At 57.9% G+C, this 11,054-nt stretch carries 10 protein-coding genes and 1 tRNA gene; 5 read left to right on the top strand and 6 right to left on the bottom strand.

The features are described 5' to 3' along the window. The first annotated feature begins 967 nt into the window (after positions 1–967). Entirely contained in the window at positions 968–1,450 is a 483-nt protein-coding gene (locus DXY16_RS09515; RefSeq protein ID WP_115121009.1) for a hypothetical protein, read from the top strand. A gap of 52 nt (positions 1,451–1,502) precedes the next feature. On the opposite strand, the gene DXY16_RS09510 is transcribed toward DXY16_RS09515, so the two are convergent. Both DXY16_RS09510 and DXY16_RS09505 read right to left on the bottom strand, forming a co-directional pair. After that, complete coding sequence (locus DXY16_RS09510) at positions 1,503–2,276, bottom strand: 16S rRNA (uracil(1498)-N(3))-methyltransferase (RefSeq protein ID WP_115121008.1); 774 nt, start codon at positions 2,274–2,276, stop codon at positions 1,503–1,505. Between the two features lie 5 nt (positions 2,277–2,281). Then, positions 2,282–2,731 (bottom strand): DUF3531 family protein, encoded by a 450-nt coding sequence (locus DXY16_RS09505; RefSeq protein WP_115121007.1) that lies wholly within the window; start codon positions 2,729–2,731, stop codon positions 2,282–2,284. A 95-nt stretch (positions 2,732–2,826) separates the two neighbouring features. Between DXY16_RS09505 and DXY16_RS09500 the strand changes: the two genes are divergently transcribed. Both DXY16_RS09500 and hslO read left to right on the top strand, forming a co-directional pair. After that, complete coding sequence (locus DXY16_RS09500; protein WP_115121006.1) at positions 2,827–3,474, top strand: ABC transporter ATP-binding protein; 648 nt, start codon at positions 2,827–2,829, stop codon at positions 3,472–3,474. Positions 3,475–3,479: 5 nt separating this feature from the next. After that, complete coding sequence (gene hslO / locus DXY16_RS09495) at positions 3,480–4,397, top strand: Hsp33 family molecular chaperone HslO (RefSeq protein ID WP_115121005.1); 918 nt, start codon at positions 3,480–3,482, stop codon at positions 4,395–4,397. Here hslO and DXY16_RS09490 read toward each other — a convergent pair whose 3' ends face one another. The 4 genes from DXY16_RS09490 to DXY16_RS09475 form a co-directional block, all read right to left on the bottom strand. Beyond that, positions 4,398–5,087 carry a CPP1-like family protein gene (locus DXY16_RS09490; RefSeq protein ID WP_115121004.1) on the bottom strand — a complete coding sequence of 230 codons (690 nt, stop codon included), beginning with the start codon at positions 5,085–5,087 and terminating at the stop codon, positions 4,398–4,400. An 86-nt stretch (positions 5,088–5,173) separates the two neighbouring features. Beyond that, positions 5,174–5,398 (bottom strand): hypothetical protein, encoded by a 225-nt coding sequence (locus tag DXY16_RS09485; protein WP_115121003.1) that lies wholly within the window; start codon positions 5,396–5,398, stop codon positions 5,174–5,176. A gap of 78 nt (positions 5,399–5,476) precedes the next feature. Further along, positions 5,477–7,141 carry a peptide chain release factor 3 gene (locus DXY16_RS09480; RefSeq protein ID WP_115121002.1) on the bottom strand — a complete coding sequence of 555 codons (1,665 nt, stop codon included), beginning with the start codon at positions 7,139–7,141 and terminating at the stop codon, positions 5,477–5,479. Between the two features lie 36 nt (positions 7,142–7,177). Then, positions 7,178–8,008, bottom strand: a complete 831-nt coding sequence (locus tag DXY16_RS09475; RefSeq protein WP_371410903.1) for a trans-aconitate 2-methyltransferase — start codon at positions 8,006–8,008, stop codon at positions 7,178–7,180. A 329-nt stretch (positions 8,009–8,337) separates the two neighbouring features. Between DXY16_RS09475 and nrdJ the strand changes: the two genes are divergently transcribed. Beyond that, the gene (nrdJ, locus tag DXY16_RS09470) at positions 8,338–10,668 is read left to right on the top strand and encodes a ribonucleoside-triphosphate reductase, adenosylcobalamin-dependent (protein WP_115121001.1); all 2,331 of its coding nucleotides are present in this window, start codon (positions 8,338–8,340) and stop codon (positions 10,666–10,668) included. A gap of 54 nt (positions 10,669–10,722) precedes the next feature. Further along, a tRNA-Ser gene (locus DXY16_RS09465) sits at positions 10,723–10,807 on the top strand. The last annotated feature ends 247 nt before the right edge of the window (positions 10,808–11,054 follow it).

Raw genomic sequence — 11,054 nt, 5'->3', positions numbered from 1 at the left:
ATTCTGCGGAAGGGTCATCCTCTGAGCAAGCTTCAGCCAAGCCTGACCAAAACCTAAGCTCAGCCTCAACGCCAGAAGATCTCATCCTTGTTTGAGCCCTGGCCCCCATCCAGACCTCTGCGCACTATGAGATCAGTGACTTGCGTCGAGATGAAGATGCGGACGTTGTATCTATCAACTGGGTTGGCTTTTGCACTGCTCACAGCTGGCTCTGCCTACGGTCAGCAACCAGCGACCAAACGCTTCGAGCAGCAGAACATCCCGATTAGCGAGATCTTTGCCGAATGGGATCAAAAAGGACTCAGCGCAGAAAAGTACATCTGCAGTTGCCAAAAGCTGATCTGTGACACCAGGCCCTACTGGCCCTTCAGGACTTTCACCGAAGGGCAACCGATCCCTGTCTTAGGAGACTTCAATCGGTCAGTGGCCACAAGCAACGGTTTTTACTGTTTTCGCCGTTAAGGGCTTGGCCAATCAATCAATCAGTCAGTCATCGCGCTACCTCCTGCGTCGACCTAGCCCGATGGCCTGACATTCGCTCGCGGAGAGCTCACCGCGACTACAGGCTCGATCAAGCACCTCCACACGATCAAGCGAGGTCGTTACCTGATGACGCTCCAGCACCGCTCGCACAGCTGGGCTCATCAGTCTCTGCCGCTCCAGGTCTGGAGGAGCGACAGAGACAACGCCAAGAGACTCCGCCTTTGCCACTCTGTCGCCCAAGATCCTTCGAGCCATTTGGACTGCGAGGGAGTGGGACAACCTGGGTTCAGCCAGGTTTTGGCCGCAGATCTTTCGAATCGAACAGCGCCCTGAGGCAAGCCATCAGGGGCTGCGTTCCCCTGGCATCAGTCAAGACGCCACCATCACATCCTCTGACGTCTTAAGACTTGATGGCCTGGTTTGAAGTGACACTGAGGATGCCTAACCTGTTCCCATGACAGGCGACCCAAGCCACTCAGAGTCGATGTCTGAAGCGCTGGTCGAGCTCCACGAGACCACCCTGTGCCAATGCGCCCAGCGAATCGGGGAGGAAAACGTCTGGAGCTTCAGCTCACCAGTTGTGCTTGTCAAAGAGTGCGGAGAGGCTGTCGTCATCCCTGTCAGTGCAATCGGCAATCACCTCACCGTGTGCGAGCACGTTGACCACCCCCTCATCCAGGAGTGGCTCAATCTGACCCTGAATGAAGGCCCCGCAAAAGCACTCGAATCCATGCTTAGCGACACAAACCTGGAGAAGGCCGGTGAGTTCGCGGGTCTCTACGACGCCTGGAGAAAAGACGTCCAGCGCCGAGGCCACGGAACCGTCAGTGCCGGCGACCTGGCTCATTTCGTTTCCAAAGCTCGAGGTTGTTGGCCAGACGAGGTGCCTGTCTTAGCCGTCCTCAAGGAGCAAGGAAAGGTCGAGGTCCTGACCTTCTGTGTCGCAGTGAGCGATCTACTGCGCTGAGTTCAATCACAACCAGAGAGAGCCAGGTGCCCTACTGCTCAACGGAGCGCGACTAACTGCGCTCTACCTCAAGGGCTGTCGCCCGCCAGCTCGTCATTAAAGCCGTGGCCGTCACCGCCGCCGTTGCAGTTCGAAGAATCGAACACCCCATCTGCACTGGAGTCCACCCCAGAGCGACGGCCTGCTGCTGTTCACCCTCGGTCCAGCCCGCTTCAGGTCCGATAGCCATCCAAACCTCGGCTGGGAGAGGGTTGTCAGACGTGATCAGCCTGTGTTCAAGCCAGGTCGACAGGCGGGGCAGCGTGCTCTTGCGTGTTGTGGCGTAACAACGTGCCCAAGCGGGATCGGGCTCACCCCACCAATCAGCCACAGCCTTTGTGGACAGCAGCCGCGGCATCCAAAGACGCTCGCTCTGTTCCACAGCCTCATCGAGGATGACCTGCCAACGATCAGGACGATCCTCAGCTTGGGGCGTACGCCAATGGGACCTGAGCGGTTGGATGCAATCGATGCCCAACTCACACGCCATGCGCATCAGGTCATCCATGCCACGACGCACACCCACCACAGCCAAACCCAAACGAGGGAAAGGAGCGCTCTCGCTCAGGTAAGGATGAGCCTGCGACTGCCCCAGCTCTAGGTGCTCACCATCCACCACTCGGGCGGTCCAAAGGTGGCCCTGTCCATCGACCACAGCCAGAGCATCTCCTGGCCTCAATCTCAAAACTCGACGCAGATAATGGCTTTCCTTCGGCTCAAGCTGAATCCCAGACCCGCTGTCCTGCAGCCGCTCTGGTCTGATTAGCAGACGACGAAGTTCTGCCATGCGGCTCAGTTGGATGAAGGGAAGACGCTGTCAGGGTGCTCTTCAACTGGCCAATCTTCGTTTTCACCACCCACCAACAATTCCTCTAATTGCACGACATCACTGTCCAGCTGGCGCAAGGAATTGATCAGCACATCAAGAGCGAGGGCATCGGTGGTTCCGAGATCCACCCAGCAACGTCCCCATTGCTCGTGGTACTCCAGCTGCCCCATGTTGTGCATCAAGGCAGGCATCGCCGCTGCTGCCGCGTCGTTGTCATAACTCATCCAACTGAGCTGATCCCCTTCTTCTTGGGTCTGCAGGTTTTCGGCATTGAAGCCACCGAGGCGACCCAGCACATACCAACTATCGAAGACGCCATCGACATAGTTACGCTCACCCTGACTGGGAATCTCGGTGAAGCGAAGCCACAGCCAGCAGTTGAACGGGTCAACCTCGCGAAAACGTACGTTCATGGTCGAGCAATCACTCCCTCATCATCGCTGCAGGGGGGCGCTGATCCTTCAAGCTATGGCCACGGAATCCACGCAACCGGCCAAGGCGGGGAACGATGCTTGAACTGAAAAGCCTGCACTACCAACCGGCCACGGCAGCACAGTCGGTGTTGGAAGAGATCAATCTGAAGGTGTCTCCAGGACGCCCAGCGCTGATCTCAGGAGCCAGTGGCAGCGGCAAAACAAGCTTGATCGAGGTGATCAGCGGTCTCTCAGGTGCACAACGGGGCAGTGTGACCTGGCAAGGGCAACAGCTGAACCGCCGGCAACGTCGCTGGCTCTGTGGTGTGGTGTTCCAATTCCCAGAACGCCATTTCCTGGGTCTGAGCGTGACTCAAGAACTGAAGCTCGGGCACCGCCGCATGAGCACAGAACGACTGCATCAAGGTCTACGCCGGGTTGGGCTGAATGATCTGGATCTGAAGCAGGCACCGGAACGACTCAGCGGTGGTCAACAGCGTCGCCTCGCCCTCGCGGTTCAACTGCTGAGGGAGCCTGATGTGCTGCTCCTTGATGAACCCACTGCAGGTTTGGATTGGTCGGTTCGCGACGACGTGCTCGCACTGCTGCAGCACTTGGCCAAAGAGAAGGTCTTGATCGTGGTCACCCATGAACCGGATCTGTTCCATCGGTGGGAGTGCGAGCAGTGGAGACTGCAGGGAGGAGAGCTCCGTGCTCTGTCACCATTGGCCGCAGCTGAGTGATCGCCATGAGTGACCGCCTTGTCCGGGCGACCGCAGCGGGCGGGGGGATTCGACTGGTCGCCGTGTCAACCACGGAAACAACAAGGGAAGCAAGCCGTCGCCATGGGCTTTCGTATCTCACCACCGTGATGCTGGGACGGGCCATGGGCGCAGGTCTGCTGCTCGCTAGTTCGATGAAGGTGAGCCATGGACGCGTCAATCTGCGCATTGGGTCGGATGGCCCCTTACGCGGCCTGATTGTGGATGCCGGTCGCAATGGCACTGTGCGCGGCCATGTCGGCAACCCGACGCTCGAACTGGATCCCGTGCCCGATACGGATGGCCACTTCAGCTTTGATTTCGCAGAAGCCGCTGGCACGGGCTATCTGCATGTGGTGCGTGATGAAGGCAAGGGAGAACCCTTCAGCAGCACAGTGGAACTCGTGAAGGGAGGGATCGGAGAGGACGTGGCCTCCTATCTGCTCCATTCGGAACAAACTCCCTCTGCCGTGTTTGTCGGGGAGAAGATCAACAGCAGTGGCTTGCAATGCAGCGGAGCCTTGTTGGTACAGGTTCTTCCCAAGGCAGCGGAAGAGCCGGCACTGGTGGCGTTACTTGAGGAGCGTTGCCGAGAGATCGCCAACTTCAGCGGACGGCTTTCTGCCTGCAACAACAACCTCGAAGACCTACTCCACGATGTTTTTCCAGATCTTGATCCCCAGCCGATCCCAGCGGGGGAACCAAGCCAAGCGATCAGATTCCATTGCCCCTGTAGCTATGAGCGCAGTCTTGGCGCTCTTCAGCTGCTGGGCGCCGAGGAATTAACAACGATGCTTGACGAGGATGGCGGGGCTGAACTGATCTGCCACTTCTGCAATGAGGTGTATCGAGTCGATGCCAATGGACTCAAAGAGCTCATCAGCGAGGCTCGTCAAGCCGGTTGATCAAGCCAGCAACAGGGCTCCTGCAAGCATCAAAAGCACGGCAGGGAGAGCCTGGAGCTGATCCACTGCCAAAGGCAGTCCAACGGACGCAGCACCAACCAAGCTGAGGATCAAAACACCTAATCCCAAGCCCAGGGCCAGAAGCAGAAGAGTCCAGCCAAGAGAAGGGAGTGGACGACGACCGCGTCGGACCTGGCTCAGGAATAAGCCGATGGTGGAAAGAGAGAGCACGAGTTCGGCCGTACCGGAGGCAACCAGCAGCAACAAGACCGCCAGGCCACCGGCAACGGTTCGTACAACCAGCCCCTGGCCCTCCACCATGGAGAGTTCCGGCATCCAATTAGCGGCGGATCCAGATGGGGTGGGAAGAGAGAACTGACGCAGTCGGGTTAGCACTCCCGAACCACCGCTGGAAGGGGCTGCCTGAGAGTTCACCTGCTGTTCACGCTCGGAGGCACTAGCCGCAGCGATGCTCACACGACCTGATTGACGCTCGCGTAAACGGGCCATCAGAACAGCGTCATAGGCAACTTCCACCTTGGCTCGAGCCTGAGGATCTTCCCCGGCAGCCTCAAGGGCCGATGCCTTGGCCTTTTGTACCGCCTCAAAGCCGCTATCAGGCGTGATGCCAAGGCGTGAGTAGGGATCCTGGGAACCGGAATTTGAGCCGGAATCAACCCCGGAGGCCATAAGCCCTTTGAACGCTAACTAGAGCGTATCGACATAGGCGCCAGTGCGGCGTGCTCAGCCAGCATGTCCAATCAAACAGTGGCAAATCAAAACACCGGTGGGCCGTGCCGGTATCCAAGGCACTTTTCGAAATGATCACGCCGATCACGTGCCTGCAGAGAGCCAAGAGACGACCGAGATTTGATCAGAGGCATCTGGGGAGGAAGGTGATAACCCTCAACAAGCTCAACATCTTCTTTGCAGGAACGAAAACAGACGTAGTCAATGCCTCCATCGGCGCTGGCTCGGTGCAACCAGATGGTGTCGACCATCGCGGTTCGGATTCAGTTCTATGAGTTTGGCGAAATGAAGCCAATATCGCGAGTGAGGTGAGCCTTCAAGCACTGGGCCTAGAGAGAGATGGGCTCCACACCACTCACCACTGGGGCCACCGAACTGAGCTCCAGATCAACGTGCTCTTCCTGCAATTGATTGAGATTCCAGGTGTTCTTGAACAACAGAACCGGTCGCGTCCAAGCGTCTTGCACCGTCTTGCAGTTGAAGATCCGACCGACTTTATCGAGCGCAGGCCAGCCACCATTGACCCAGCGAGCCACTTGATAGCCAAGAGGCTCAAGCCTTGTCTCTACGCCGTATTCATTTTCAAGACGGTGCTGCACCACCTCCAATTGCAACTGACCAACAGCGGCCAAAATTGGATCACGACGGCTCTGATCGGTGTCGTACAAAATCTGTACAGCTCCCTCTTCGCGGAGCTCATTCACGCCTTTCCGGAAATTCTTGAAGGCTGAAGGGTTGGGGTTACGAAGCCAACTAAAGATCTCAGGACTGAAACAGGGAATCCCTTCAAACTCCACTTTCGTACCGGTGTAGAGGGTGTCGCCAATCGCAAACATGCCTGGGTTGTTCAGTCCGATCACATCACCGGGATAGGCGTCTTCAACGACGGCGCGCTCTTGACCGAAGAGCTTCTGGGGGCGGGAGAGACGGATTGTCTTGCCCGTGCGGGCGTGACGGACATTCATATCTTTTTCAAAGCGACCACTGCAGACGCGTACGAATGCCACACGATCCCGATGGCGTGGATCCATGTTTGCCTGAAGCTTGAAAACGAACCCACTGAAATCAGGCCGTAAAGGATCGATCGGGCCCTCACTGCCACTGCGGGCAATGGGACGCTGTGCCATCTCCAGAAACGCATCGAGGAATGGCCGCACACCAAAGTTGGTCATGGCTGACCCAAAGAACACAGGCGTGAGTTCGCCGGCATGCACCATCTCAAGATCGAGTTCTGCGCCAGCCGCCTCGAGCAGATCCATTTCCTCGACTGCCTGCTCCAGCAAGTCGTCTTCCACCAACTCCTTGAGCTGTGGGTCGTCAAGCGCGAGGACCTGCTCCTCCGACTGACGCCCCCGCTCAGCACGACTGAACAGAATCACCCGACGGGTGCGACGGTCAATCACGCCACGGAACTGCTCGCCGCTTCCAATCGGCCAATTCACTGCCCAGGGGGTGAGTCCGAGCTCAGCTTCAATCTCATCTAACAAAGACAGCGGCTCTCGCCCAGGCCGGTCCATCTTGTTGATGAAGGTGAAGATCGGAATCTCTCGCATCCTGCAAACTTCAAACAGCTTGCGGGTCTGTGGCTCAAGTCCCTTGGCGGCGTCCTCAAGCATCACAGCGTTATCGGCTGCAGCAAGGGTGCGATAGGTGTCCTCGGAAAAATCCTGGTGACCAGGTGTATCGAGAAGATTGATGGTGTTGGTGCCGTAGTCAAACTGCAGCACCGTTGACGTAATCGAGATACCTCGCTGCTTCTCGAGTTCCATCCAGTCAGACGTCACCTTGCGCTGCTCTCCGCGTGCTTTAACGGCACCCGCCTGTTGAATGGCGCCGCCGTAGAGCAGCAGCTTCTCGGTCAATGTCGTCTTGCCGGCATCCGGATGCGAAATGATCGCGAAATTGCGCCGCCGATCGACTGCTTGAGCCAGTTCCTCCACAGAGGTGCCTTCTGCCTTTGAAGCGCTGTTCACGTTGGCGGACACCGAGCTCATTCAAGACAGGGAATGGCTATAGCCTGCCAGAGCGGATCAAGGCAAACGGCCAATCACGTCGAGATAGCGATCGCCCACCTCGATCACATCAAGCGTCTGCAGGCCTGCAGTGTTCAGCTGGGCTTGCACCTCCTCTGGGGTGAAGGCTGCATGCAGAGAGGCCAAATAGTCATGACGAAGCACCTCAGGCGCATGCGCGAGGTGACGCTCGCGTAGAGCCAGCGCAGCCGCCGCACTCGATGGCCTGCGCAAGTCTCGATGCAGCACCAAAGCCCCTGGAGCAGCAAGTTTGGCGGTGGCCAGCCAAAGCTGCTGTGGGTCGTGGAGATGGTGGAGCAGGCTATTGCTGATGACGCCAGAGGCAAGCAACCGCGGCTGTTGATCAGTAGCGAAGGCTGAGGGACCCTGATCGGCCAAGTCGCGAAGTGAGAGCTGACGGAAATGGAGGTGGCGGACAGCACCCAAATCCCTTGCTTGCCGCTCTCTCGCCACAGCCAGCATGGTCGAAGCAGCATCAATGCCGATCACATGGCAAGCGGGCCAAACCTTCGACAACCGGTGGCTGATATTGCCAGGTCCGCAGCCCAGATCCAGCAAGACTTGATCCGCAGCAAAAGGACAGTGGTACTGAACACAAAGCTGGCCAAGACGCTCCACAAACGCGTCGTCAGTCCCACTGAAATCAGCGTTGGCATACGCCTCAACCTGATGGAAGTCATCCATCAATTCAGGCTCAGGAATGCGCTGCATCATGGGAAGGGCGACATCACCTGTGAGATCGATGCGGTCATGGCAAAGGCCCTTGGCTGGAAAGCAGTGATCAGCCTCGGCGAAGAGCCTGCTGGCTGAGGAGAAGGTGATTGACATCCACCCACAAGGGTGAGCCTTTCAAGGCGAACGCATGCCCAAGTTCGGTCACCTTATCGAGACAAGCCTGATGCAACTGAAGCGAGGCCAGCTGCATGCCATCAGCGAAAGCTTGCAGGCCGCCAAGTCAATCAAACAAGCAACGTTGAGGGAGAGACGCGCTGACGCCATCTCCGCCCACAGGCACGACCGAGAAAAAGCGGCCCAAAGCGGGTTCAGGCGGAACCGAAGCCAGAAGTGTGAAGGGCACTGCCAATGGTGGCATCGATTACTTGCAGCCCCCATGGGTGGCGTTAGTGTGCGGAGACGCTTGACAATGAGTCCCCTCAGTGACCCTCACACCCAGCCGTGCGACGGACGCACAAACGCTCCATCTCACCAACGGTGACTTCCCGGCCACTGCCCCAGCCGCCAATCCGGTCTTTTACAGGACCTACAGCCGCAAGACCACCACAGGACGGGAAAGCTGGGACCAAGTTGGTCAGCGCAACCTCGAAGGTCTGCGGCAGCTAGGACAACTCAATCAGGACGAGATTGCGCTGATGCAGCGCATGCAGACCGAGAAGAAGGCCTTGCCCTCGGGACGTTGGCTCTGGATCGGTGGAACCCCTTGGATCGAGCAGCAGGAAAATTTCTCAGGCGCCTACAACTGCACATCCACGAATCTGATCGACTGGGAAGCCTTTGGTCTGATGATGGACCTGGCGATGATGGGTTGTGGAACCGGCGCCATCATTGAGCCGAGACTGATCGATCGGCTGCCGATCGTGCGCAACCCGATTGAAGTCCTGGGCGTCAGCGATATCGGCATCACCCCCGCTGGCCAACGCCAGGAGACCACGACCCACGAGATCGTGGGGAACAAGGTTTCCATCAAAGTCGGGGATACGCGTCGCGGTTGGGTCGACAGCTATCAACTGCTGCTTGAGCTTTCAAGCGATGCACGCTTCAACGGTGAACTGGTCCAAGTCACTGTTGACCTCTCCGATGTACGCCCTGTCGGAGAAACCCTCAAGGGGTTCGGCGGCATGGCCAATCCCGTCAAGCTGAAAGATCTCTACGCACGGGTCGCACGGCTGCTGGGCAAAGCCATCAACCGCAGGCTCACCTCGATTGAATGTTGCTTGCTGATTGACGAAGCCGCAGTCACCATCGTGGCCGGCAACATCCGGCGCAGTGCAGGCATGCGCCAATTCGCAGCCAACGACCAGGAAGCCTCATCCGCCAAAGACAATCTCTGGCAACAGGATGACGAAGGCAACTGGCGCATTGATCCCGAACGGGATGCCCTGCGGATGGCCAACCACACCCGCGTCTATCACACACGTCCCAGTAAAGACGTGCTGCGCGAAGCGGTGATCAAGCAGTTCCACAGTGGTGAAGGTGCAATCCAATTCGCCCCTGAAGCGATCGCCCGCTCCAATGCAGACCTGCTGACCACACCTGAACTACGCAAAGAGTTCATCGATATCTACTGCGACCAGGGACGCGAGGAAGCGGCTCGCTGGCTGAGCCTGAACCACGGCCCAATCGAGGCTGCAGAACTTGAGCACCGCTTAACCCGTTACGGCCTGAACCCCTGTGGCGAAATCCTCGGAGCTGATTTCCACTGCAATCTGGCTGAGATTCACCTCAACCAGATCGACCCCAGCGACGAAGAGGGCCAGCGGGATGCCTTCCGCGCTGGAGCTCTGTCAGTGGCCTGCCTGCTGAACCACAAGTTCGAGGTCGAACGCTATCGCCAAAGCAGAGATTGGGATCCGATTGTGGGCGTGAGCTTCACGGGGCTGTTCGATTTCTTCGTGCATGCCTTCGGCACTCCCTGGCTCAACTGGTGGGAAGCCGGGCGCCCCGACACAGAAGAGGGACAGGATTTCAAGCGTCAAGAAGCTGCTTTCTTGAGCCGCTGGAAGACCATCGTCAATGAAACGGTGTGGGACTACTGCGACCGTCAGGGGCTACGTCGGCCGAACCGCTGCACCACGGTGCAACCCGCCGGCACCAAGAGTCTGCTGACAGGTGCCGCTCCTGGTTGGCACCCCCCCAAGGCTCAGCGTTTCATCCGTCGCATCACCTTCCGCAAGAACGATCCAGTGGCCATGGCCTGCATGGACTACGGCTACACCGTGGTTCCATCCCAGTCCGACAAGGATGACCAGGGTCGTTTGCTCGATGATCCATTCGATTCACGCTGCACCGAATGGTTGGTTGAGATCCCAACCGAGGTGAGCTGGGCCAATCTGCCTGGAGCTGATGCGGTCGACATCAATGCCTTCTCAGCAATGGCACAGTTCGACTTTTATATGCAGGTTCAGAGCCACTACACGGCGCATAACACCTCAGCCACGATCGAGTTTCGTGAGCATGAGATCGAGCCACTAGCTGAAGCCTTGCATCAAACCATCGAGCGTGGCGAAGGTTATATCTCCGCTGCCCTCCTAGCTCGTTTCGATGCCAACGCCACCTTCCCACGTTTGCCATTTGAGCCGATTGATGCGGAGACCTATGAGCAGATGCAGTTAGAGGTGGTGAAGCGGCGAGTCAACACCAACTTCTTCGACGCACTCAAGCGTTACGACAGTGGTGAGCTCACCGAAGCAGGGCCTGCAGGCTGCGATTCCGACAAATGCCTGTTACCGCTGGCAAAACCAACGAACTGAGTCGACGTCAGGCCTTAAAATTGGATCGTCCCGGTACGCCGGGCTGATCCACCTGGAGAGGTGGTCGAGTGGTTGATGGCTCTGGTCTTGAAAACCAGCGATGTGAAAGCATCCGTGGGTTCGAATCCCACCCTCTCCGTTCCAATCAGAGACCTAAAACCCTGTTGCATACAGGGTTTTTTATTGGCCGAGCCAAGACACCGAACTGATCAGTTGTCGCGGCGAGGGAGAGGGAGAGGGCATCAGCGATCAAGGCATGCTCAACGTCAGCTCGGTCAACGATGGGCAGAAACGCCAAGCATCTCGGTTCAAGGTCGAGCCGGGGACGGCGGATTGACTCGGCTCCAAAGAGGAAGGCCGCCCCTCCCGATGGAGAGACGGCCTAG

It is taken from the genome of Synechococcus sp. UW105 (assembly GCF_900473935.1).
Classification (GTDB): Bacteria; Cyanobacteriota; Cyanobacteriia; order PCC-6307; family Cyanobiaceae; genus Synechococcus_C.
This window is presented reverse-complemented; position numbering and strand designations above follow the sequence as displayed.